This window comes from Bdellovibrio sp. NC01 (genome assembly GCF_006874625.1).
Taxonomy (GTDB): Bacteria; Bdellovibrionota; Bdellovibrionia; order Bdellovibrionales; family Bdellovibrionaceae; genus Bdellovibrio.
The window spans coordinates 1,539,322-1,564,280 of record NZ_CP030034.1 but is presented as its reverse complement, the minus strand read 5'-3'; the positions used below and the strand labels follow the sequence as shown (position 1 = coordinate 1,564,280).

Annotated in this window: 23 protein-coding genes; 18 read left to right on the top strand and 5 right to left on the bottom strand. The window is 44.6% G+C overall.

Annotated features, from left to right (window positions below; all coding sequences use genetic code 11):
* Positions 1-185: 185 nt before the first annotated feature.
* The 3 genes from DOE51_RS07470 to DOE51_RS07460 all read right to left on the bottom strand — a co-directional run bounded on the left by DOE51_RS07470 (position 186) and on the right by DOE51_RS07460 (position 4,167).
* Complete coding sequence (locus DOE51_RS07470) at positions 186-1,823, bottom strand: cytochrome c biogenesis protein (protein WP_142695920.1); 1,638 nt, start codon at positions 1,821-1,823, stop codon at positions 186-188.
* Positions 1,823-3,262, bottom strand: coding sequence for a cytochrome c biogenesis protein ResB (locus DOE51_RS07465; RefSeq protein WP_246845467.1), 1,440 nt, complete (start codon positions 3,260-3,262; stop codon positions 1,823-1,825). The genes DOE51_RS07470 and DOE51_RS07465 overlap by 1 nt, the downstream gene beginning before the upstream one ends.
* A 95-nt stretch (positions 3,263-3,357) precedes the next feature.
* A complete protein-coding gene (locus tag DOE51_RS07460) occupies positions 3,358-4,167 on the bottom strand; it encodes an N-formylglutamate amidohydrolase (protein ID WP_142695919.1) in 810 nt (269 codons plus the stop codon).
* 74 nt (positions 4,168-4,241) lie between these two features.
* Here DOE51_RS07460 and DOE51_RS07455 point away from each other — a divergent pair, with 74 nt between their 5' ends.
* The 3 genes from DOE51_RS07455 to DOE51_RS07445 all read left to right on the top strand — a co-directional run bounded on the left by DOE51_RS07455 (position 4,242) and on the right by DOE51_RS07445 (position 7,004).
* Positions 4,242-4,829 carry a cob(I)yrinic acid a,c-diamide adenosyltransferase gene (locus DOE51_RS07455; RefSeq protein ID WP_142695918.1) on the top strand — a complete coding sequence of 196 codons (588 nt, stop codon included), beginning with the start codon at positions 4,242-4,244 and terminating at the stop codon, positions 4,827-4,829.
* Positions 4,830-5,957, top strand: coding sequence for a hypothetical protein (locus tag DOE51_RS07450; RefSeq protein ID WP_142695917.1), 1,128 nt, complete (start codon positions 4,830-4,832; stop codon positions 5,955-5,957).
* Between the two features lie 123 nt (positions 5,958-6,080).
* The gene (locus DOE51_RS07445; RefSeq protein ID WP_142695916.1) at positions 6,081-7,004 is read left to right on the top strand and encodes a serine protease; all 924 of its coding nucleotides are present in this window, start codon (positions 6,081-6,083) and stop codon (positions 7,002-7,004) included.
* Between the two features lie 13 nt (positions 7,005-7,017).
* Here DOE51_RS07445 and DOE51_RS07440 read toward each other — a convergent pair whose 3' ends face one another.
* Both DOE51_RS07440 and DOE51_RS07435 read right to left on the bottom strand, forming a co-directional pair.
* Positions 7,018-8,499, bottom strand: coding sequence for a methyl-accepting chemotaxis protein (locus tag DOE51_RS07440; RefSeq protein WP_142695915.1), 1,482 nt, complete (start codon positions 8,497-8,499; stop codon positions 7,018-7,020).
* A 164-nt stretch (positions 8,500-8,663) separates the two neighbouring features.
* Positions 8,664-9,233, bottom strand: coding sequence for a hypothetical protein (locus DOE51_RS07435; protein WP_142695914.1), 570 nt, complete (start codon positions 9,231-9,233; stop codon positions 8,664-8,666).
* Positions 9,234-9,446: 213 nt separating this feature from the next.
* On the opposite strand from DOE51_RS07435, the gene gspC reads away from it, so the two are divergent.
* The 15 genes from gspC to DOE51_RS07360 all read left to right on the top strand — a co-directional run bounded on the left by gspC (position 9,447) and on the right by DOE51_RS07360 (position 24,945).
* Positions 9,447-10,301, top strand: coding sequence for a type II secretion system protein GspC (gspC, locus tag DOE51_RS07430; protein WP_246845465.1), 855 nt, complete (start codon positions 9,447-9,449; stop codon positions 10,299-10,301).
* A gap of 56 nt (positions 10,302-10,357) precedes the next feature.
* A complete protein-coding gene (gene gspD, locus DOE51_RS07425; RefSeq protein WP_142695912.1) occupies positions 10,358-12,667 on the top strand; it encodes a type II secretion system secretin GspD in 2,310 nt (769 codons plus the stop codon).
* A gap of 7 nt (positions 12,668-12,674) precedes the next feature.
* The gene (gene gspE, locus DOE51_RS07420; RefSeq protein ID WP_142695911.1) at positions 12,675-14,366 is read left to right on the top strand and encodes a type II secretion system ATPase GspE; all 1,692 of its coding nucleotides are present in this window, start codon (positions 12,675-12,677) and stop codon (positions 14,364-14,366) included.
* Between the two features lie 15 nt (positions 14,367-14,381).
* Positions 14,382-15,599, top strand: a complete 1,218-nt coding sequence (gspF, locus tag DOE51_RS07415) for a type II secretion system inner membrane protein GspF (protein WP_142695910.1) — start codon at positions 14,382-14,384, stop codon at positions 15,597-15,599.
* Between the two features lie 214 nt (positions 15,600-15,813).
* Positions 15,814-16,224 carry a type II secretion system major pseudopilin GspG gene (gene gspG / locus DOE51_RS07410; protein WP_142695909.1) on the top strand — a complete coding sequence of 137 codons (411 nt, stop codon included), beginning with the start codon at positions 15,814-15,816 and terminating at the stop codon, positions 16,222-16,224.
* Positions 16,225-16,229: 5 nt separating this feature from the next.
* The gene (locus DOE51_RS07405) at positions 16,230-16,823 is read left to right on the top strand and encodes a Tfp pilus assembly protein FimT/FimU (RefSeq protein WP_142695908.1); all 594 of its coding nucleotides are present in this window, start codon (positions 16,230-16,232) and stop codon (positions 16,821-16,823) included.
* Positions 16,820-17,344, top strand: coding sequence for a type II secretion system protein (locus DOE51_RS07400; RefSeq protein WP_246845463.1), 525 nt, complete (start codon positions 16,820-16,822; stop codon positions 17,342-17,344). The genes DOE51_RS07405 and DOE51_RS07400 overlap by 4 nt, the downstream gene beginning before the upstream one ends.
* Before the next feature lie 2 nt (positions 17,345-17,346).
* Complete coding sequence (locus DOE51_RS07395) at positions 17,347-18,240, top strand: GspJ family type II secretion system protein (protein WP_142695907.1); 894 nt, start codon at positions 17,347-17,349, stop codon at positions 18,238-18,240.
* Entirely contained in the window at positions 18,200-19,459 is a 1,260-nt protein-coding gene (locus DOE51_RS07390; RefSeq protein WP_246845461.1) for a general secretion pathway protein GspK, read from the top strand. The genes DOE51_RS07395 and DOE51_RS07390 overlap by 41 nt, the downstream gene beginning before the upstream one ends.
* Before the next feature lie 92 nt (positions 19,460-19,551).
* Positions 19,552-21,216 carry a pilus assembly protein PilM gene (pilM, locus tag DOE51_RS07385; protein WP_246845460.1) on the top strand — a complete coding sequence of 555 codons (1,665 nt, stop codon included), beginning with the start codon at positions 19,552-19,554 and terminating at the stop codon, positions 21,214-21,216.
* Positions 21,213-21,893 (top strand): hypothetical protein, encoded by a 681-nt coding sequence (locus DOE51_RS07380; RefSeq protein WP_142695906.1) that lies wholly within the window; start codon positions 21,213-21,215, stop codon positions 21,891-21,893. The genes pilM and DOE51_RS07380 overlap by 4 nt, the downstream gene beginning before the upstream one ends.
* Positions 21,894-21,896: 3 nt before the next feature.
* Positions 21,897-22,862, top strand: a complete 966-nt coding sequence (gspN, locus tag DOE51_RS07375; RefSeq protein ID WP_142695905.1) for a type II secretion system protein GspN — start codon at positions 21,897-21,899, stop codon at positions 22,860-22,862.
* Positions 22,863-23,022: 160 nt separating this feature from the next.
* Entirely contained in the window at positions 23,023-23,463 is a 441-nt protein-coding gene (locus DOE51_RS07370; protein WP_142695904.1) for a single-stranded DNA-binding protein, read from the top strand.
* A gap of 94 nt (positions 23,464-23,557) precedes the next feature.
* Entirely contained in the window at positions 23,558-23,995 is a 438-nt protein-coding gene (locus tag DOE51_RS07365; RefSeq protein WP_142695903.1) for a hypothetical protein, read from the top strand.
* An 8-nt stretch (positions 23,996-24,003) separates the two neighbouring features.
* On the top strand, positions 24,004-24,945 hold the full coding sequence (locus DOE51_RS07360) for a hypothetical protein (protein ID WP_142695902.1): 942 nt from the start codon (positions 24,004-24,006) through the stop codon (positions 24,943-24,945).
* Positions 24,946-24,959 lie beyond the last annotated feature (14 nt).

Here is a 24,959-nt window from a genome sequence, read left to right as displayed (position 1 = left end):
GTTTGAGGCCAACAATGCTGTCCTAAATTTAGTTTGCCCTTATTTAAAGACTTTAAAGTCCAGTGGTCAATTTTCTTTTTGCAAGCATATTGAAAAAGGAAGACACTCCGCGATCTTCGCTCAAAAACTATGCAGCTTCGAGAATCATTCTCACCCGACTACTAAAGTCACTTTAGCTCTTTGGTCTAAGCTGCTTTCTTCTTCCCGTTGCGGATCATAGCGACGTACACAACCATTAATAGATGTGCAGCAACAAATGCGGACACGTATTCAACACCGCCCGCACCGAATCCGTATGAATGAAGCCCTGCGCCAAGCACGAAGTTCACGCCATACCACGCCATAATCACAAGTGAGAACGTCACAATCCCCGTCACAACCATGCCGAAGTTACGAATCATGCCTGCATAACGAGCATGAAGAACCGCTAAATATCCAAGCAGCGCGATCAAAGCCCAAGTTTCTTTAGGGTCCCAACCCCAGAAACGGCCCCAAGAATAATCCGCCCAGATACCACCCAAAATAATTCCGGGAGCTAAGAACGCGACACCAATTTGCATGGCGCGATAGATTCCCATGACGATCGCACGAATTTTTTCGTGATGCTTTTCTTCACCACGCAGGTAGTAAAACAGACCAATGTCTGCAAGACCGAACGCCAAGAAGAAAGCAGCGTAACTGATAGTGATTGTCATCACGTGGATCGTTAACCAATAGTTACTGCGCAAAACCGGTTCAAGCGGCGTCAATGTCGGATCAAGAACGGCTGGTGCGAAGTCAGCAATCACAAGCGCAAACAAACTCGCAAGCGTGCCCGCGAAAATAATAAAACGGAATTTATAGATGCGCTCTAAGATTGTAGAGAACAAAATAGCTCCCCACGAAACCCAAATGACCGTCTCATACATATTTGAAACCGGCGCGCGATCCATGATGTACATACGCAAACCGAAACCATACGTGTGCAATGCAAAACCAATTGCCAACATCGCCCACGCAAATTTCATCAGGCCTGGTTTGTTCAAGACCCACACAAGCAAGATTGAAGTCGCTGTGATGAAATAGAAAATATAAGCCCAACGGAAGGGGTGGAAGTCATTATAATGAACTTCTGCTTTAATTTTTGTGTCGTGATTATATAGAGCAGGATTTTCCGCACGCGCAGAATCTTCAAACTTCAAAACCGCTTCATCCAAAGCTTTGGCAGTTCCTTCAAGCGCTCCCGCATCGGCTCCCTGAGCCACAGCACCGATATGATTTACGAATGCTTTTGTGACGTCCAAGAATTTTTCTTGTTGTGCAGCAGGCATATCAGCAACAGAAATCCAGTTCTCCCCTTCTTTCGGTGGAACCAATTTCAACATGCGACCTGAAGCCACTTCTTGGAACACGAAGAATTGATTTTCCAAACGTTGCAACGCTTGGAAGTACGGATTTAGTTTTTCTTTTGTTTCACGCTTTGACTGCAACTCTTGACGAAGCAACGTGAAGCGATCGCTGGCGAACAACTCATCGCCTGAGAAATATCTTTGCTCTTTTGGCAGCTTCATCGCCTCTAAAACTTGGTGATTGCGCACTTCAAAGATTTTTTTGTTCTGCCACGCTTGTGGCGACAACATCCACGTTAAAATAATTTCAGTCGCGGCACGACCTTCAAATTTTGATTTCCCATAAACGATTTCAAGCATCTCGCGCGCGAAAGAATCGTAAGGTTTAATACGTCCGCCATCTTGCACAGGAAGATACTTCAAAGCATCGCCCGCTTTAGCAAAAGCCGACACAGAGATCACGGATGTTAGAATTAGTACTAACAGAGATTTCATTATTTTTTATCTCCACTTTTTTTCGCAATTTTAAAATCAAGATGCTTGAACCACATCAACAGAACGATCCCCAAGCTCATGATCAATGAACCCATATATTTTAGGAAACGTCCCGGATCGGCGTTCACCGAAAAGATCGAAGCCACAGGTTGGCCATTTTCTTCTTGGAAACTTGCTTGATAGACTGTCAAACCTTTGTATTTCAAAGGCTCATTCATAGAAATCAAATGTTCGCCCAATTCAGGAACTTCAACGACGCTCTTGTAAGCCATCGCACGCATTGTCCCTTGATAGCGATCCACTTCAAATTTCTTCAACTTCACAGGGAAACCGATATCGATGCGACGATTGCCGTAAGTCAGCAAATACACCGCTTGATTCGTGAACAGCTTCACCATGTCATTTAAAAGCACCCAGTGCTCTTTGCCTTCAAAAAGAATTTTGATCGCTGATGTCGTCAACGGCGTTGGATGTTCCAGCTCTTGCAAATCCCAGTCTTCAACTGCTGACGGCAGATAACGAAGGACACGGAAATCCATACTCATTTTGAATCCTGGATCGAAAACTTCGCCCTCTTTAAGGAAGCCTTTTTTACCTGGTTTTTTAGATTCTTTATAGAAAACAGCATAACGAACGCCGTCTTTTTCAGGATTCAAGTAAATTTCGTTCTTCCCCAAACCCTCTGCAGGAATAGGCCCCAAGTTGATGCGCGCAGGACCGAAATCATGAATCGCCAAAGCATTGGCTTTTCTTTGCACCAGCCATTCGATCACATTGACGTTTGGATTTTGAATTTGAAAACGAAGCCCCGCGCCCGCTTTACCCGATTCATCGGCGATCACTTTTTTCGCAGGCAGAACATACTTTTTGTAATCAACAACTTTGATGGCACCCTCAACCACGGGAATGTCCAAAGACTTCTGCGCTGTTGGTGGTTTCACGAAGAAATCAACTTCGCTTTCATAAGTTTTCGAATAGCGATCGCCATCGAATGACGAATACACAACTAGATCTGTATCAGCCGTTTGCACGAAATTATTTTGATCGCCAATACCAACACGCATCGAACCATCAAGACCGAACTTCGCTGTGATGACTGCACCTGCAAGCAAGAACAAGATCCCGATGTGCGCAAGCACGAAAGACGCATGACGTTTTTTCCACGGCCAACGATCCACCATCACGCCGATCAAGTTGATCGCAAGCACGATCATGATCGTGTACATGAACCAAGTGTCGTAAACCCATTTTTTTGCGGCATACGCATCGTATTTCGATTCAATGATCGTTCCGACCGCAGTGATGGCCGCAATTGCGATAATAATGACTACGGCCAGTTTTAAAGAAGCCAAAGGCTTGTTCAGCCTTTTCAGCAAAGATTTTTTTGGTGCGCCAGAAGTGGTCAAAGCTGCATCCCCGATAGAGTGATTTTTATTCACTGCTATCAATAATTTAGAACGCTTGCGATGACCACGCTTTTTAACCCCTCAACACTTCGTGTTATCACGCAACATTTGGTTGCGGACACCTTTCATTAGTAAAGGGAATGGAGATTTTTTCGGATATAATCCAACGCGAAGAACACTTTTTCTTGAACCTTCTTCGCCTCTTCAGGCTTCAATTTCTTCGTTTTTTCATCCATGTACAGCTCACGATTCATCTCCACCTGCAAAGTATGCTGCTCGCGTGATGGATTGCCGTACTGTTCTGTGACGCGACCGCCAAAATATGGCCAGTTGTAGCCAACTTTGAATCCCGCCGTCACATACGCCGCAATCACCAAGTCTTTGAATTTTGGATCGCAGCTTTTACCTTTGCTGTCACTTACCACAATATCAGCGCGTCTTTCACCTGGATCGCGATGTTCGCTTGTTCCTACCGACGGCATGCTGTGGGCATCAATATGAAAGGTCTTTTTAAAACCTGCTGCATGCACCTTGCTATACATATCACGAATGCTTGAATGAAATGGTTCGTAAACCAATTTAACCAATTCATCGTGAGTTTGTTGAGTCATCGGTGCTGGCATTAATTGATGCTTGTAAGTCGTAATCACCCAGTGAAAACCACGATTGAACATGCCCGCTTTGTTAGCATTGCCAATCACTGACGATTCATCGATATCCTCAGGAATACGATTCATATCTGCGGCATAACGATGCCATTCTGTTTTTACAAGTGGGATTTTCAATTTGTGTAAAGCGGGCTCATACAAAAAGTCCACGTAACGATCGACATCGCACATCAAAATTTCTTCAGGCAGAGTATTCAACCACGGAGTTTGTGGCGGAATTTTTTCGCCCGAGTGAGGAATGGTAACGATCAAAGGTGCAGTGATTTCCATATTAGCTCCCCGCCGGATCAGAGTTGACCTTAGCAGACTAAATCGCGACAATTATTTTGAAAAGGGTAAATCTTATGACAACACCTCCCAAAGCAAAAATCTACACGCGCACAGGCGACAAAGGCTCTACTCGTCTTGTTGATGGTTCGTGCGTTGAAAAATTCAATCCACGCGTCGAAGCCTATGGCACTGTTGACGAATTGAATAGCTATTTGGGCGTGGTTCGTTGTGCGCTTAAACAAGATTCTGCCATCGCCGCTAAATTTGTGGCCATGGATCACGTGCTTGAAAAAATTCAAAATGAACTTTTCAATATTGGCAGCTTACTTGCGACTGAAAAAGACGAAGTCTTTAAGATGTTACCTGCCATCACGGAAGAACAAATCGTATTCATCGAACACCAAATCGATGAATTAACGGCGGGCTTGCCTGAATTGCGCAATTTCATTCTGCCAGCGGGTCATCCTGTTGCTGCGCACTTGCACGTCGCAAGAACGTGCTGCCGTCGCAGTGAACGTCGTTCCGCAGAAATTGCCGTGAAAGACGACCGCTATGCTTTGGCTTTGCAGTATTTAAATCGTTTAAGCGATTACTTGTTTGTGGCGGCTCGATTTGCGAATCAAACAGCCGGCCAAGCTGACGTTGTTTGGAAAAAAACTTAGATGAAGTTAGAAATCGCAAAGCCCGAGGACAGTGCTCTTTTAGCAGAGTTTTATAAAGGCTTCCCCGTTCGCGGTTTAGTCGAAATGAAGATTGATCGTAACAACGACTTCTTCATGCCCTATGATATTCAATCAGATCAACACATCACTTATGTTCTGAAAGAAGAAGACAAGCCCGAAGGCATGGCAAGCTTCGTTCTGCGTGATGTTTTATTGGATGATAAAGTTCAGCCCGTCGCTTTCGGTCGCGACTTGCGTATCACTTCAAATCGCAAAGCCGTCATCGAATGGTCCCAGCACTTTTTGCCGGTGATGACCGAGGTGTTTCAAACCTTCGGCACTAAATATTTGTTTTCCATTTTAAGCATGGGTGAAGTGCAGGCACTGAATGCCTTTGTGCGTCCTCGCACCTTGAAGCGCCCCCTACCGCAGTATCATTTATTTCGTCGCTTCAACATGATTTCGGTACATGGTCGTTTGCCGTGGGCAAGCAACCCTTTGCCGAAAATGCGAATTCGCCATGGCAATGAAAACAATGTCGATGCCTTGATCTACTATATTTGTCAGAAATCTCGCGATAAGGATTTAGCAACAGTTTGGGATGCACAAAGCTTCCGCGATAAATTAGATCGTTGGAAAGGTCTTAAACTTGAAGACTTCCTGATTGCGTTTGATAAAGACGAAAACATTGTTGGCTGTGTGGCGCCGTGGAGTTCCGGTGGCCTGCAAGACTTCATTCCTATGCAATATGGATTGCGGGCGCATAATTTCCGTCAATTCTTAAAATTCGGCAAGATGCTGGGGTGGACTCGCACTTTGACGAAGCCCTTTTCTCGTCTGAAGGTTGAAGCCAGTCTGAATTTTAAGTACTTAAGCTTTTTACACGCTGATAATGGTGATATTTTCGAAAGTCTTTTGTGGAAAGCTTTTGATGATGCTGAAGAAAACGAATTTTTGGTCTACAACCAAATGCGTTCAGAATACATTTATCGCAGACCTCGCACATGGATTTCTGCGAAAATGCCTTTCGGCGTTTATCTTTTACAACCACCAGACAGCGAACCGCCGGCGTTCTTGCATCCATCGAACGAAAAATCGATCGAGATCGAACCGTTTTTTAATTTTTAATTCGGCGAAAGCCGGCATTTAAAAGAGTTGTCGGATTTCCGCGGAACATTCTAAAGCAACTCTAATGTTGGTTGCGCAATTGAAATTGGTTTTTTGCTTAGCAAACACATAGGTTTGTTTTCTATGAAAAAAGCACACATTGCCCTTCCCCTATTGATGCCGGCTTTATTAATCACTGCTTGTGGACGAGTTCCTTCAAAGCAGCAAATTCAATCGACAGAAAACACTCAAGGAGTGGTTTACACGTCTGACTCACGTAAAGAGATTTCAGAAGTTAAAACTCCTGCGGTTTTAAAGATCGCGCGTTCAGCGGTTGCATTTATCGACTATAACAATATGGAAAGACGCGGTGACGAGTACGTTATGTCTGCGCGTACTTTGAAAGATGAATTTAACATGTGTAGCAATCAGCGCTATGCGGACCAACAAAGCGTCGCGAATTGTTCCGGTATCTTGATTTCGCCAAAACATGTTTTGACTGCCGGCCACTGCATCAACGAAGACACTTGTTATCTTTATAAAATGGTCTTCGACTTTAAACACGAATCACCGTTCTATGCATCAGACCGTCAAAACTATCGCATTCCTTCAAACAATGTTTATTCATGCAAAAAAGTCGTCGCCCGTGTTTCACAACCTGGCTGGACAACGCATGATTATTCTATTGTTGAATTGGATCGCCCTGTACAAGGTCGCGAACCTGTTAGCCCTAGCTATAAAACTTTGAAACCAAATGACCCCGTGTTCACTTTGGGTTTCCCAACAGGAATCGCCATGAAATGGGCGCACGGCATGGTGCGTGTCGATCTTAATGAAACAACTTATAAGACAGCGATCGATACTTTTTCTGGAAATTCAGGCTCGCCTGTATTTGATGAAAAATCGGGAGCTTTGATTGGTATTCTGACTGGTGGTGAAAGTGATTTCGTTTACAACCCGCAAGATGCCTGCAACGACATTAAAGTCTGCGCTTCAGGCACCTGCATGGGTGAGCGCGTATTTAAACTTTCAGCGATTGCTTCCGTTTTGAAAAAATACGCGCGCTAAGGCGATAACCGCCCTAGCCTGCTTTCTGCTTAATACCCGTTAACAACGCCAGATTTGAAATCGTGCTTGTTAAACCCATCGTTGAGGTATTCAAACTGCCCGCAGCCCCAGAAATAGTTTCTGCAGAGGCTGCATTGGTTTGCGTCGCTTGATCCAATTGATTCATCGCTTGCGTAATTTGCGAAACACCTGTGCTTTGCTCGTTACTTGCTGTTGCAATCTCATTATTCAAAGCTGCAACTTTATTCACTGAATCCACGATTTTCTTTAGTACTTCGGCACTTGATTGCGCAACATCTTGACCTTTTTCAACTTGTTCAACGCTTTCTTTGATCAAGCCAGAAATTTCTTTTGCCGACGTCGCACTTCTCATCGCCAAAGCACGGACTGCTTCTGCAACGACAGAGAAACCTTTACCTTGCTCTCCCGCACGAGCGGCTTCAACCGCTGCATTTAGCGCCAACAAATTCGTTTGGAACGCGATATCGTCGATAACCGCGATGATTTCTTCGATTTTTTTAGAAGATTGCGCGATCTCATTCATTGATTGCGTCAACGCTGCGATTTCACGCGTACCTTCTTCTGCTGAAGCCTGAGAAATATTAGAAAGATCAGAGGCCGATTTGGCATTTTCGGCATTTAACTTAATCATGCTCGTCAGCTCTTCCAAAGAGGCCACCGTTTCTTCAAGCGAAGCGGCTGATTCCGTCGACGCCGTCGAAAGATCCGCACTTGAACCCGTCAAACTTGCCACCAATTCGCGAATTTGCGAATACGCAGTCGACAAAGATTCTGTTTGCATACGGATACCTTCTTTCAAAGAGAAAGAAGAGAAGAACATCGTCAAAGACAAACCAATGATCATGATGGCAACCGAACCCAATGACCAGTTGGCATAAGAAGAATAATTATCCACCGCGGCCAAGGTACGATTGCTCATCGCTTGTTCGAACTTATTGATGGGCTCCATGATGTACGCCACGTTGTCTTGATATTTTTGATTATGCATAAGATCGCGGGCCAATTTTGTGTCCGCTTCTTTTTTCACAGTGAACTTGCCGCTTTCATCAGTGAACAATCCTTGGGCTGCATTCATCGCGATCTCTTCTGTATGCACAAGATCGTTGGAACGTTTTGCTGCCTCGTCCAAGAATGCAAACTCTTGATCCGTAAAGCCCGCATCTTTCATCATTTGATTCAAAGAAATCGTACGACCATCAGGACGAGCTTTTTCGCCGCTACGAATTTTTACGATATCCCAATAAGTATCTAGATATTTTTTTTCACCCGTCACAACGAAAGTACGCGCGTTTTCAGTCAAGTCGCGTGAACTTTTACGCAACTCATCGGCAAGTCGTTGTGATTCAAAACGATTGCGATGGGCCGAGTCCGCTTTTTTCTGGAAGTAGAATGCACTTCCGATGCACAGATAAAGTGCGCCGATTAAACAGATTGATAAAAAATTAAAAAACTTAACTTTGGCAAATACGCTCATGGAGGTTCCCTTAAAAAATTTAGAGAACTCATCGGATTATCCTTAGGTAACAAAAGCAGCTAAGTTTGTTTATTTCGCACTTTTTGTGATGAACAAAAGTCTAGCGACAGCAAAGTCGCTTAAGACAAGATTCTTAAGCGGAAATTAATTTATGTTACGCATTTTTAGATCAACGGATTTTCTGAATCAAAGAACGTTTCACGCACCTGAGGCCAGAACCAATCAAGTTGTGGGTCTGCGGCGATAACATCCTTAATAAGAACTTTAATATCGGTGCGAGTTGAAACTTCGCGACGCAACCACATTTCGATTTCGTCGTAGCCCGGCCCGATGATTGTGATTTCAACATGACTCATGAAGTGCAAAAGATGAAGATCTTTGGTAGCGACCTGCTTGCCATCACGTTTTGCATTGATAAAGCTCAGCACCTCATTTTTGATATCCAAAAATGATCGATGATTGATTCTTCTCAGAATCAAATCCGCACGATGATCGCGATTGACCCATCGTTGGTGTAAGCCTCTTTGCACGAGGTTGATCAGTAGTGTGCGTAAAACGCTTGGCACCTGACGAAATTCATCATCAGGGAGTGCCATTACCTGCATCAAGTCTACGTAGCGAGCCTGTTCCTGGCCGCGACGAAGGGAGGTAAGCACTTCAGGGATTCGCAAAAGGGACTCACGAATTCCTGATAGATCAATTCCTGCTCCATCCGTGAAGTAGAGAATTCTCATACTTCTATCATGACCTAAGTTTATAAAATGTGTGCAGAAAATTTCACTCTCAAGACCATGGTCTAGTATGTATTTTTTGGTGCACCCCCCTCGCCTTTTTGATAGGATTGTTCAAGGCCTATGGACTAGGGCCGTAGAAAACAAAGGATTGTTATCGTGAGTTCGAAGAACCCCAAAAATCAGCGCCCTCCTTTTGAGAAGTGGTACTCCTATTTGCTTTTTGCTTTTGTGGGTTATTGCATCGCTGACCTTGCGATTTTGTCGTATCGCGATTTGATGCTTCCGCAGTCTGCACCGCCTTCTCATCCGAAAGCTCCACCTCCAGATAACTATGTTAGTAGTGGCGCCTACAACAGCATCACGTCACGTAACATCTTTGCTTCAAGTGGAATTATTCCTGATGCCTTAGTTGATAAATCTAAAGGCAATCAGGAAAAAGAAGCCGCTCCTGTTCCTTCACAATTGCCTCTGACTTTGATTGGCACTCTGGTGCATTCGAATCCTGCGAAATCAATTGCCGCGATTGAAGTGCGCGGTAAAAACCAAGTGATCTCTTACTCTCCAGGTAAAGATGTTGAAGGTATGGCGAATATTATTTCCGTGGAACGCCAAAAAGTTATTTTCAGAAACTTGAATTCAAATCGTCTTGAATATCTAGAGATGAAAAAAGAAGGCAATAAAGTTGCTTTCGGCGGTGCTCGCCCTGCTGCGAGTGGCGGCAAAGAAGTTATGAAAACCGGCGACAACACGTTTGCGATCAAGCGTTCTGATTTGTTGAAATATACAAATGATCTTTCAAGCATCTTGATGCAAGCGCGCGCAGTTCCGAATCGTGATCCAGGCACGGGCGCCATCAATGGCTTCCGTATCCTTGATATGCAACCAGGCAGTATCTATGAACAGCTTGGCGTCCAAAGAATGGATGTCATCAAGTCTGTTGACGGTACGCCAGTAGATTCTCCAGCGAAAGCAATGGAGCTTTACAACAGCTTAAAAAATTCTCCAAAAGTCAGCATCCAAGTTGAGCGTAACGGCAAAACCGAGACGATGACGTATAACATCCAGTAAGTGATGTTATTTTTGAGATAGATAGAACGTTTAACTCCTCAGGAGGAGAGAGAAAAATGAAAAAACCGGTCAGCATAGGACTTGCTTCATTGATGACGGCCCAACTTATAGGCCCGGTAGCAAAAGCGCAATTCGAGGACTTCCCTCCTCCACCGCCACCACCAGATTTTGGTGGCACTGAAAGTGCGCCTGCAGATTCATTCCCACCTCCTCCATCGATGCAACAATCATCAGGCCCTTCTGCAAGTGGCTCGCGTGGTGGTTCATCAAATCTTTCAACGGCTGGCGTTCTTTCTAAAAAAGAAAAAGATAAATTCGCAAAGGCGTCTATTGAAGACATCACAAGCGAAAACTTCCCAGAAACGATTGAATCATTCGACTTCCCGAATGTAGAGATCACAGATTTGATCAAAGCGATCGGCGAATTGACTGGTAAGAACTTTATCATCGATCCGGGCGTGCGTGGCAAAATCACGATCGTGGCACCTTCTAAAATCACAGTGGCAGAAGCTTACAAAGCTTTCCTGTCTGCCCTTGCGATTAACGGTTTCACAGTGGTTCCATCAGGTGCTTTCTTAAAAGTTAAATCAGCAAGAAATGCGCAACGTGACAATATCGATACTTTCTCTGGCGCTTACTATCCAAACAGCGACCAAATGATCACAAGAATTATTCACTTGAAGCACATCTCTGCGGCTCAAGTAAATCGTGATCTGCGTATTTTACCTTCTAAAGATGGCGAGATGAATATTTACGAGCCAACAAACTCGATCATCATCTCTGACTACGGTTCAAACATTGACCGCGTGATGAAAATCATCAGCCAATTGGACGTTCCGGGATTTGAAGAACAACTTGAAGTTATCCCAGTTAAGTACGCAAAATCCAAAGACCTTGCTGACCTTGTTGATAAAATCGTAAATAAAGGAAATAAAACTCAAGGTGGCGCCCCAGGCACATTCACTGCGGGTGTTCCTCGTTTCACTCGTACAACAGGTGCTTCATCACAACAAGGTGCAAGCTTCTTCATGGCGATTCCAGATGACAGAACGAATTCAATCATCGTTGTTGGTAACAAATCTGGTATCGTTCGTGTAAAAAAATTGATCTCGCAATTGGATTTCAAAATCCGCGCTGAAGAATCAGGCGGCGTTTACGTTTATTACGTAAAAAATGGCGATGCTGAAAAAATCGCGCAAACTTTGACGGGCGTGACAAAAGACGCAACTCCAAAACCAGCAACGGGCGGAAGCTTGTTGTCTCCTTTGGGTCCTTCTGGTGCGATGCAAGCTCCGACAGAAATCTTCGGTGGCGACGTAAAAATCACTGCTGATAAAACAACAAACAGCTTGGTTATCACTGCAAGCAAACAAGACTACGACGTGATCTTGAATATCTTAAATAAGATCGATATCGCGCGTGATCAAGTTTATGTTGAAGCAATCATCATGGAGATGAGTGCGAATGACGGTAATCAATGGGGTGTTGGTTACTACCAATACGGCAGCTCTGGTTACGGTAAAGTCGGTTTCAACGGTTTCACTGGCAGCCCTACTTTGACGGACTTGTTAAGCCCAACTGGCGGTAACGGTGCGATCATCGGTTTCGGTTCTGGTAAAACAGTGACAGTGACAGATCCTTCGACGAAACAAGAATTGAAAATCCCAAGCTTGATTGGTTTCATCAACTTCTTGAAGACGACGAAAAAAGCGAACATCCTTTCAACTCCGCAAATCATGGCTTTAGATAACCAAGAAGCAGAGATCGAAGTGGGTGATAAAGTTGTAACTGGTTCGCAACAGTCTTCGACTGGTACAAGCGGTACGACAATTACAACGCCAACGTTCGACGATGCGACTATCAAATTGAACATTAAACCGTTCATTAGCCCGACATCGAATTCGATCCGTATGGAAATCAAACAACAGGTTTCGCAATTGTCGACGGCTTCAACTCCGAAGGCGTTCCAAGACTCTACTCAGCCGATTGCAAAACGTTCGATCAAAACAATGATCAACGTTAACAACGGTGACACGGCGATCCTTGGTGGTTTGATTAAAGAAGACGACACTGAATCCATCATCAAAGTTCCACTTTTGGGTGATATTCCAATTATCGGTTGGTTGTTTAAGTCTTCAACTCGCGTGAAGAATAAAACAAACATGGTTGTGTTCTTAACGCCGAAAATTGTGAGAAACGTTGCTGATTCGAATCAAATTATCTCGAAAAAGCTAGATCAACGTTTGGAATACATCAAATCCGAGGGTGGTAAAGATCCATTTGGGTCTAAACTTGATGAGATTACCCGCAAGGTGCAAGGGAACGCTGCTGATGTAGTCAACCCTCCTGCAACAGAAAAGGAATAGGAATTAAATGGCCTCCGTGGATGTTCAGACGATTCTAACAAAAGCAACTTCACTGACTCCTGATCAAATCAAGTCAGTGCTTAACAACCCTTCAGTGGTCCGCCCGGTCACTGTAGGGGAAGCTTTGAACTCGAAGGAATTTTCCACGGCGGATGAAGTCGTTGCTGATCTTTGCAAAGAACTGGGTTTGGATTTTATCAAAGACATTCCTGTTGCAGATATCAACGTCGACTTGATCCGAGATGTCCCAATCAACTACGCCAAACAACATCAAGTCCTTCCCTACAAAGAAGAAGCTGACACACTGACGGCCCTTACAAGCAATCCAGTGAATTTGAAAGCTTTGGATGACTTGAAAGTTTTGTTCGGTAAAAGAGTCCGCCCGCTTGTGACAACAACAAGCCGTATTCAAGACGCGATCAATCGTGTCTATGAAAAAAGCACTTCGAATCTTTCAGGTCTCGATGAAATCGACGAAGAGGATTACGATCTTGACGATCCTATCGTGGATCTTCTTGATGCTGGCGAAGATGATGCGCCGGTTATCAAACTTGTGAATTCAATTTTGTTCCGCGCTGTAAAAGAAAAAGCTTCCGATATTCACATCGAACCGTACGAAAAAGACATGGTTGTCCGCTTCCGTACTGACGGTGTTTTGAATGACGTTATTAAACCGCCTAAAAAACTTCAGAACGCGATCACTTCCCGTATCAAAGTTATGGCGAACTTAAACATCGCGGAAAAGCGTCTTCCTCAAGACGGTCGTATTCCATTGAAAGTCGGCGGTAAAGATATCGATATCCGTCTTTCTACAGTCCCGACTGCTCATGGTGAGCGTCTGGTTATGCGTATTCAAGATAGATCAACAGTTGTTCTTGAACTTGAACAACTGGGTTTTTCTCGCGAAAACTTGGATCGCCTTGATGATTTGTTATCGCGTAATGACGGCATCTTGCTGGTTACGGGGCCTACGGGTTCTGGTAAATCCACAACTCTTTATGGTGCTTTAACGAAACTCAATAAACCTGACGTAAACATTCTGACGGTAGAAGATCCGGTGGAGCAACGTATCCACGGTTTAGGCCAAGTGCAAACAAACGCCAAGATCGGTCTGACATTCGCGGCGGGTTTAAGATCTTTCCTTCGTCAAGACCCCGACATCATCATGGTCGGTGAGATTCGTGACTTGGAAACTGCCGAACTTGCGATTCAAGCGTCTCTGACAGGTCACTTGGTTTTATCTACACTACATACCAATGACTCTGCCGGTGCCTTCCCGCGTTTGATTGACTTCGGGGTTGAGCCCTTCTTGATCGCAACTTCAGTTATGGGCGTTGTTGCACAACGCTTGGTGCGCGTTCTTTGCCCTCACTGTAAAGCTCCGCACAACCCTTCTGATTTTGAATTAAGTCTGTTAGGTATTTCACGCGCCGATGCTCAAGGTCACCACATCTGTAAGGCGATGGGTTGTACTCAATGTGGGCAAAAAGGTTATTCAGGTCGTACGACGATCAGCGAATTGCTGGTCGTAACTGATGATATTCGTTCTTTGATCATGCAACGTAAAGACGGTAACACGATCAAAAAACAATCGGTCGCAAACGGCATGAAAACATTCCGTGATCACGGCATCGCGAAAGTTCTTGCCGGCATCACAACGATCGAACAGTTAACTACAAATACTCAGTTAGATATCTAATAAAGAGAACCACCCATGCCAATTTTTGAGTACAAAGGTTTAACCCGAGACGGAAAAAATACTAAAGGTACGATCGACGCCGAAAATCAGCGTGCGGCTCGTACTCGTCTCAAAAAAGATGGCGTTTTCGTAGTCGATATCAAAGATAAAAAGAAAGCGGATCCTAAAAAATCCAAAGGTCCTCGTCAGACTGCAAAAGTTGGCGTGAAAGACTTAGCCTTAATGACTCGTCAGCTGGCGACTTTGATTAAGGCCAACATTCCCCTGGTCGATGCACTTGCTGCCGTTTCTGAACAAGTTGAAAATCCAACTTTGGCAGAAGCTGTTGCCGACTGTAAGAACATGGTGAATGAAGGCTCCCCGTTCTATAAAGCTCTGCAAAAATATCCAAATATTTTTACCAACATCTACATTTCAATGGTTGAGGCCGGCGAGATGTCAGGTAGCTTAGACATCTTGTTGTTGCGCTTGGCAGAGTTCACTGAAGCCCAAGCAGAACTGCGCGCGAAAGTTTCAAGCGCCATGATGTACCCGATTATCATGTTGGTAGTAACCGGCGGCTTGTTATCATTCTTGTTCATCTTCTTAATTCCAAAAATGGTGACAGTGTTTGAGTCCGCTCCCCAACTTGTCCTGCCTTGGTACACGATTGCGTTGGTCAATGTTTCAACGTTCATGGTGAACTACTGGTACATCATTTTCGGTAGTATCTTCTTGGTTGTTGTTCTGTTTAGAAATTGGAAATCAACGCCAGCGGGTAAAGATCAATGGGATGCGATTTCTTTGAAATTGCCGCTGATGGGTCCGACAGTGCGCATGGTTGCGGTATCACGCTTTACTCGTACTTTGGGTACACTTCTTAGCGGTGGTGTTCCAATGTTGACGGCTCTTGATATCGTTAGAAACGTCGTTGATAATCATGTTTTGGCTGTCGCGATTGATGAAGCCCGCAGCAATATCTCTGAGGGTGAAACGATTTCGGGTCCGCTTAAAAAATCAGGACAGTTCCCGCCTATCGTTATTCACATGGTGAACATCGGCGAAAAAACCGGCGATCTAGAAAACATGTTGATGCAAGTTTCTGAAGCTTATGACTTCCAAGTTAAGAATAAGTTAGAATCTTTGACGGGTTTGATGGGCCCGGTTGTTATCGTGATCATGGGTTTCGCAATTGCTGCGATCGTGTTCGCGGTCATGATCCCAATGTTCGAAATGACGAACCTTGCCGGGTAGATCTTCACCAGACTTAAAGTAAGTTCTTAAATATCAAATGTGAAATTATGCAGCACGAACTGAGTGCTGCTTCCTCACCACCCAAAACGGAACCATATCAATTCAAGAAATTCAGGATTTTTGACGAAGGTCGGTGTAGATTCCCTCGCGAATCCTTTACCTGACAGTTCGCCAGTGTTATTCTCTGACGATGTTGTTAACCAAGGAGAAATTAATGTCACCTATCAGCAACCGTAAAGGTATGACCTTGATCGAGATCATGATCGTTCTTGCGATCTTGGGCGGTATCATGACGCTGTTATTACCTCGTTTGACGGGACAAATGGAAAAAGCAAAAGTTAAAGAAGCGCGCATTCAAATGTCGCAAATCGTAAATGCTCTTTCAATGTACTACACTGATTGCGGCAAATACCCTCAATCACTTGAAGGCCTTGTGACTCAAGATTCTCAATGTAACAACTGGGGACCTGAAGCTTACTTGAAAAAATCGCCGAAAGACCCATGGAATCATGACTTCGTTTATGAAATCAGCGGCAGTGAATACTCTTTGAAATGTCTTGGTAAAGACGGCAAAGAAGGTGGTTCTGGTTTCGACGCTGACATCACACTGGAAGACATCCAGTAGTCCTTATGGGTAAAAAGGGGTTCACCCTCATTGAAGTAATGATCGTCTTGGCTCTGCTTGGAGCCTTGATTGGTTATGGTGCTCCCCGCCTCTTCAAAAAGCAGACGAATATCAAAACAGCTGTTCGTCACTTCATCGTCCTTTCTCGTGAAATTCGCAATAAAGCTCGACTTAATAATTCTACTTACCGTCTTGTTGTGCAAATGGACGATAAAGAGCAGAAATATTGGGTAGAACGCGCCAACGGCCCTCAGGCCATCGACATCGAAGCCCAAGAAAAAGAACGCGAAGAAGGCAAAAATAAAGACAAAAAAGAGGATGCTCCGCCGCCTCTTTTCCAAATCGACAAATCACTCACTAAAAAAGAACAAACTCTACCGGAAGGTCTTCGTTTCGGTCAGGTTGAAACCGTTAATTCCAAATCCGCGATGACATCTGGAACGGCCTACATTCACTTTTTCCCAGAGGGATTTGTGGAAGCTGCGGCGATTCAGATCACCGATGGAAATAAATTAACATGGACTCTTGTTTTTAATCCTTTAACGGGTCAAGCTGATATCATAGAGAAAGCTCAATCGTTAAAGGATATTCAAAGGTGATTCGTTCCCGCAAAGGCTTCACACTCTTAGAAACAGTGATCGCGATGGTGATCCTATCTACAGGAATTATTTTGCTTACCAATTCCTGGGGTGGCGCTTTCATGCGCGTGAAAAAGACCCAGCTTTCAACGGAAGTCACCGCCCTGCTTGAACGCAAGATGGCTGAAGTTGAAATGGAATACGCCGGCAAACCTCTGGATTCCATTCCTGAAGAAAAAGAAGACGATTTCGGTTCTGACTATCCTCAATATTCGTGGAAAATGGAATCTAAAGAATTTGAAGTTCCAGACATCTCTGCCACTTTAACTGCCAATCAAAAAGGCGGACAAAATGGTGTCGATGAACTGAGTCTGACGATGATGAAGACACTCACTCAGCATCTTTCGAAAACAATCAAAGAAGTCAAAGTGACTATTATCTATAAAGGTGGCAAAAAGCCTTTGAACTTCTCTGCCACGCAGTATTTTGTCGACTACGATAAAGAAATCCCAATGCCTTCAGTGCCTGGAATGGGCGGCTAACGATGAAGCGCAATCGCGGTTTTACATTGATCGAAGTGATGATCACGATCACGATTTTGGGAACTTTAACGGTTCTTGCGGCGCAAGCCATTCAACAAGCGATCAAGGCAAAAACAAAATTGCAAACCCAAATCGACGACGTCTCTAGAATGCGTGATGCCGTTCGCTTGATGGAGCGAGACATCAACCTTGCCTATCACTATCGCGACATCGAAAAAGAGATGGCAACACTGGTGAAAAATTCTGGCAAGAATCCTGCGACACCTGGTGGCCCGGGCACTGGTGGGCCAGGCGGTATTGCAAGTGGCGGTTTCGGTGGCACTGTTGTGCAAACTCCGCAAGCTGTGGGACCGAATCAAGATTTAATCACGGGCGCTGCTCGTGAAGTTCCGCGCATTGATCCTGAAACAAATTTAGTCGGCACAACAGATTCATTGAATTTCGTGACGATGAATAATGCGCGCACTGTGCGCAACACCAAACAAGCAGACTTCATCGAAGTTGGTTATGCGTTGAAAGATTGCAAAAACCTTCGTGAAGACAACAGTTCTTCAAAATGTTTGTGGAGACGAAGCACACCTTACGTAGATGCCGATGTCACAAAAGGTGGCGATGAAATCGTTCTTTTAGAAAACATCACTGAATTCAAACTTCGCTATATCGGTAAAGGTAAGCAAGATTGGGTTGGCGACTGGCGCACCGATGCACAAGGCGATGGTGCCACAAAAGGCAAATTCCCACAGGCCGTTGAAATATCTGTCACTGTAAATAAAAAAGAAGGCACTCGCAGCAAGAAATACTCTATGCAAGTTGTCGTCCCTATCCATTTCCCTAATAACCCAGAGGAGTCTTCAAATGCGTCAAGCCCTACGTCGTTTGGGAACCCCACTCAATAACAATCGCGGCATCGCCCTGATGGTGGCGATCGCTTGCGTGATGTTGATTATGTATTTTGCGATGGAAGTCTCTTATGACTCTAACGTGGAGTATTTGGTGAACTCGCAAGGGTTAAATCGCGTGAAAGCTTATTACGCGGCGAAATCTGGCATGCAGTTAAGTCTTTTGCGCATTAAGATTTACCAACAAGCACAATCTAAATTTGGCGCACAACTTGGCGCCAATAATCCCATGTTAGATCAAATCTGGCAGTTCCCTTTTGCATGGCCTTTGCCGATTCCCGATCAAATGACCGCCGTCGACAAAGATCAATTCAAAAAATTGGTCAAAGAATCTTCAATGGACGCCAGCTACTTTGTGACGATCGAAGATGAAGGTTCCAAAATCGACATCAACGATCTGGGTTCGGCTTCGAAAACATTGGCTGACATCACAAAGACACAGGTTCTGAACATCTTCTTGCAAAAAATGAAAGAAGACGAAGAATTCGCACGTCGTAACAGCAACGTGCGTTTTGAAGAAATCGTGAATAACATTGCTGACTGGATGAGTTCAAAATCGCAATCTTTAAACGGTGGCGATAAGAAATCTCGTTACGCAGATTTAAATCGTGAATCTCAAGGTGACAACTTCCCGCCAAACCGCGCCTTCAGAAGTATTGCTGAACTACATATGGTTCCAGGTTTGACGGATGAATTTTACGACCTGCTAGCTCCACGAATCACGATTTACGGAATGAAAGGGATCAACCCGAACATTGCATCTAAAGAAGTTTTGAAATCGTTAGACCCTGCGATGACTGAAGAAGCCGTGCAAGCGATCATCAAACGTCGTGATGATGCGAACGAAGGTGGCCCCTTCAAAGATGCGCAAGATTTCTGGAACTTCGTTCAACAAAAAGGTGTGCGTACGGAAGGACAAACGGATCAAGTTCCGCTTGTTTTCGAATCAGTATTCAACTTCAAAGTGCGCAGTACGGGTGAATTCGCGGGGGCTACTCGAGAAATCACTGCGATCGTAATGGATTTGAACAAAACGGCAGCAAAAATTAAGTCCTACCAAGACAAAGACAAAAAGGCAGCTGACACAGCAGGTGGCGGCGGTGGCACAGGAACTGGTGGAACGGGAACAGGCACCGGTACTGGCAGCGGTTCAAAAACTTCTTCCACTCCTGTCGGCAAAGGTCCTCCACGCATCGTGTACTGGAATGAAAGATAGACCTTGGTCGAGTCGACCTTAGGTCACTAAAAAATTGTACATAACCAAAAGACATCCTATACTTAGACCATTATCTCGTTCACGGAGGAACGTTGAAATCTCTAGGTATAGACATCGGTTCTAGCAGTATCAAAATTGTCGAGATGCAGTCGTCATCTAAAGGCTTTCAAGTCTCTCAATACTATGAGCACGCCCTCAGTAACATCGCGGGCAGTGATCAAGAACTTGAAGTGATTGAGTATATTCGCGATTTGATTTCCAAATACGATGACTCTACCCGTTTCATCGTCGGTCTTCGTCAAGACAGAGTCGCAATTCGTAATAAATTTTTCCCATTCAACGACAGAATTAAAATCGCAAAAAGTTTGCCGTTCGAATTGGAAGAAGATCTTCCCTTCTCGTCTGAAAATGCCATCTACGATTCTAAAATTATTCGTACAATTGGCGGTGGTGCAGAAGTTCTTGCCTGTGCGGCTCCGAAAACGCATGTGCAAAATTGTATTCAACGCGCACAAGATGCGGGCTTTGAACCACACCTTGTTTCTGTTGAAGGTATCGCTTTCGCAAACGTCTTTGAAAGATGGAATGAAGCTCCCCCTGCTCTTGCGGCAGCAGCCCCTGTCTTTGACGACATGGAAAAACCAGTTCGCCATATTCAGCTTGTTTTGAATATGGGCCACACGCGCACTATCGTCGCGGCGTTTGAAGGTCATTCGTTGATCGGTCTGCGCTCGCTATTGTGGGGCGGAAAAAATATCGCGGAAGCGATTTCAAAAAAATACGAAATCCCTTATGTGGAAGCGTTGAAAGAACTGCAAACTAAAGCGTTCATTTTAACGAATAAACAAGGTGCTACTTTTGACCAAGTCACTTTTTCAGAGACAATCGGCAAAAGTGTTCGCGAGATGGCTCGCGACTTGCAACTTTCAATTCTTGAAATTAAAGGCGAGTTCAATGTTCAAATCGACAGCATCGGTTTGACTGGTGGTACTTCTCAAATTCAAAACTTGGGACCGTTCCTGACTCAGATCCTTGAGGTTCCAGTTAATAAAATGTCCACGTTGGATCAAATTCCAAATGTGATGTTTGAAAGAAGCCCTGCGATCTCTGCCAAAGCAGGTGTTGCTTTAGGTCTTGCAATCGAAGGTTTCAAAAAACCGCGCAATCCTCCGATGAATTTCATGCGTGGTGAATTCGCTCGTGAAAATCACCAGATGAAAATGTTCTGGGAAAAATGGGGTCACACTTTCAAAATCGCAACCGCAGCGTTGGTGGTATTGTTCGTGTACACATCCCTACGCTCTGACTTTGCGACAAGCCTTGCAGAACGCGGCCAAGAAGTTTTGAAAACTCAGGCGAAAAATGTTGCGAACCTTAAAGGTAAAAATGCAACGGAAGCCGGTATTAAAAAATACATCCGTGAAAATAAAAAGCGCGCTTCAGATCTTAAAACTCTGGCAAGTGTTGCGAATATGAATTCAGCCTTGGACGTATTGAAAAAAGTCAGCGATGCGGCTCCGCCAAAATCGGCTGTGACGATGGATGTAGAATCCTTCAATGTTCAAGATGCAAAAGTCACTTTGGAAGGTTACGTGAACTCTCCGCAAGAAGTCAGTCTTTTGCAAAAATCACTTTCTAGTATTACAGCAGACGGCCAAGTTAAAGTAGAACGCGCGACGATCGGTACAAAACCAGGTCGCACGGCTTTCTCTTTCAGCTTTAACGTAGACCGCGGCATTCAAAAGGTGACTCGATGAATTTAGACGATCTTAAAGAACGTATATCAACGGAAGCTCGCCAAACTTGGGACCGTATCCAAGAAAGTGCTGCTTACAATCAACTGCGTGACCGCTATGAAAACATGACACCAACAATGCAGAAATTGACATTGGTTGGTAGTGTTGCCGCAGTCGCCGCCTTGATTCTTTCAGTGCCCTACGGAAACTTCACGACAAGCAACGAAGCGGTTAGCGAATTCGAAGGCAAACGCATGACGATTCGTGAACTTCTTAAAGTCAGCCGTGAATCATCTGAAATGCCGAACATTCAACCGGCTCCGCCGATTGATATGCTTCGTGCAAATATCGACAACCAAATTAAAATGGCCAATCTTCTTCCTGAACAAGTCAAAGGCATCGACGCGGGCGCAGCAGCTGGCGGTTTGATTCCTGCAAACTTGGCAGAGGGAACTTTGGACGTGAAACTTGCGAAGTTGAATCTTCGTCAAGTGATGGACATGGGCTATAAATTCCAAAGCATCAACTCAAGCGTTAAAATGAAAGACATGGTTGTAACCGCGAATCGCGACGACAATCGTTATTTCGACGTGATTTACAAAATGGTCGCCTTAGCGGTGCCACAAGCTCCTCCTCCACCGCCTGAAGAACCGCCTTCTAAAGGTAAACGCAACAAGCAACCAACGACGGAAGAATAGTTCATGGAAAATATCTCTCAATTCTTCAAGCTTCTGAAAAACAACAAAGGCAAAATCTTCGTCATGTTCGTATCGGCGGTGATTTTCATTTTTGTTCTTTTCCCTTTTGATGACTTGAGTGACCTGGTTACTTCCCAAGTAGCAAAACTTTCTAACAACACAGTCTACGTCAGTTTTGAACGCTTGAAGATGAGCTTATTCCCTACTCCAGGTGTTAAGATGGACCAAGTGTTCATCGAATCCATCCGCACTCCTGCCTTGTCTGCTTCTGAATTGACGATCACGCCTTCTGTATCAGGAATGCTGGCACAAAAACCTTACGGCCATGTCTCGGCAAAAGGTTTCTTGAAAGGCAACGTTGATTTAAGCATGAGCAAAGGTCAACGCAGCGATAACGGTGTTGAACGTCAACGTATCGAAGTATCCGCGAAGAAAATTGCATTGCATGACTTGCGTGAGCTTGCGAACTTGCCTGTTATTTTAAAAGGTCAGTTGAATCTTGAAACGACTGCGTTGGCAGATCTGACTTTCCAAGAACAACCCGACATGGATATCGATTTGACGATCAATCAATTCGAACTTCCTCCGTCAAACGTGAACACTCCGATGGGACCTTTGACTCTTCCCGATTTGAAGTTGAGCACTGTTGAATTGAAAGGTCGTTTAGCGGCTGGTCAGTTCATCATCGAAACAGGAACAATCGGCAAACCTGGCGATGAGTTGCAAGGTACGATCAAAGGTAAGATTGGTTTGACGATCAATAACCGTGGCGGCATGTTCACTCACCAAGTGGGCGCTTACGATTTCAGTATCGATTTGAAAGCGAAGAAGTCTTTCCAAGATCGTGCTGCTTTATTCTTGTCGTTCATCGATGGCTTCAAAACCCCGACAGCAGAGGGTTCTCAGTATAAGTTCAAAGTTTCCGCGACGAATCCTATGATGCCGCCAAGCATCGGGGCCGCGCGTTAGATCCGAGTTCTAGCCTGCATTATAAGCCCTTTGGTAACCAAAATGACAAGGGGCGTGCTTAAAACTTGCTCACCTCACCTCCTATCTTAAATTAGAGTCCGAAGTCTTATTGACTTCACTCTTAAACTGACCAAAAACGAAGTGGTCTAAATCGGAGGGAATAATGTCTGTAAATAAGGTTATCATTGTAGGTCGTTTGGGTGCTGATCCTGAAGTTAAAGCTATCGGCAGCGGCAGCACAGTTGCGCGTTTGAATATCGCAACAAGCGAATCTTGGGTAAAAGATGGCCAAAGACAAGAGAAGACTGAATGGCACCGTGTAACTGTTTGGGGCAAACTTGCAGAAATCTGCGGTAAGCACTTGAGCAAAGGTCGCCAAGTTTATGTTGAAGGTAAATTGCAAACTCGCCAATGGGAAGACCAACAAGGTGCTAAACGCTATACGACTGAAATCGTAGCAAGCACAGTTCAATTCTTGGGCGCAGCAAGCGGCGAAAGATCTTCTTCGACTTCATCTTCAATGGGTGGTGGCGACGATTTCAACTTCAACGATTTCGGTCCAGAACCAAGCTTCAACAGCAACGACGAAATTCCATTTTAATCGTTTGCTCTAAAAATGTATTTTACTGCACAAAGGCCCTGATCATCTCGGGGCCTTTGTCATTTCTGCCCTCAGATTCTATAATAAAAGGGTTATGAAGCATGTTTTCACTTCACTCCTTTTTCTAAGTCTTAGTGCCTGCTCTCTGTATAAATCAGATGGCCGTAAAGAATTTGAAAACGACGCTCCTGGAAAACTGAAAGCTGCTTCAGCTTCCGCGACTGCCGTCGCTCCAGCACTGCGCACTACCGCGCAATTCAAGCTTAAAAACTGCAAAAAAGAAGGCACGATTGAATCATGGTTCAATTCAGAATTCCCTGCAGCTTCTTATGAACTTGTAGTGTCTGAAACAGATCTTGAAATCTGGCGCACAATGAACGCCAATGGCGTGATCGAAGTTAAAGCGATTCAAAAAACTGATAACGCCACGACCATGACTTGCAATTATGAATTCGCCACGTCTGCGGTGTGGGACCTTTATAAAGATCAATTCATTCGCGAGCTTGAAAACAACCTGATGACTCAAGATTAGGACACTGTTTGAAGAATATCATCGTCGCTCTTAGTTTGATCCTTTTCATCCAGAGCTCAGCCACTGCTGCAACAATCACTGCCGTCAAAAACGGAAAAACTTTAATCTCTTTAGACGGCGATGAAGTGGCTGAAGGTGATGAATTCTTTCTGATCAATCCCGCGAACAATAAAAAAGTCGGCATCATCCGTGTTAAACAAGTGAAAAACGGCAAAGCCTTGGCTGATATTCTTAAAGGCCGCGCTGAAGCCGGTTATTCGCTTCGTGCAAAGGCGTCATCGGGCGCAGGCGCTGTTGCGGCTGCACGCTCGGCTGAAGCTGAAACTGCAAAAGAAACACACGCTGAAGAGCCCACAGAGGGTTCGGACAGAACTCCCCGTGACACTTCTTATTTACGCTATTTAAAACCTTCATTCGGTATTGTTGGCGAGCTTTTGCAAAATACGATGACGGTTTCAATCAAAGACTACTTTAACGCCACTGAATCTGTTGCTTTAAAAGGAACTAGTTTTGGTGCCGGTGGTTTTTACGAATTTATCGCAACTCCGGATATCTCGGTGCGTGCCTTGGTTGCCTTGGAACAATACAATGCCAGCGGCACTTCAACCATTTTGGGTTGTGATGGCAAGACGTCAACGAACTGCTCTGCCAACATCATGTACTTGTCAGCTTATGGTTTAGGTAAATACTATCTGACACAAAATCGCCTGCGCTTCTGGGGCGGAGCCGGCGGTGGCTTCTTAGTCGCCGTTTCAAAATCAGCAACGGCACTCAACGAATCAAACATCGCAACAAATCAAATTCTGACATTAGCAATCGGCGCCGACTGGCAAATCAGTCGTAAGAACTACATCCCGATCAGCATCGAATACAATTATTTCCCACCGTCAGACACCGTGAAGGCCACATCCATCATCCTAAAAGCCGGCTGGGCTTGGAACACCAATTAAAAAATGGCAGACAC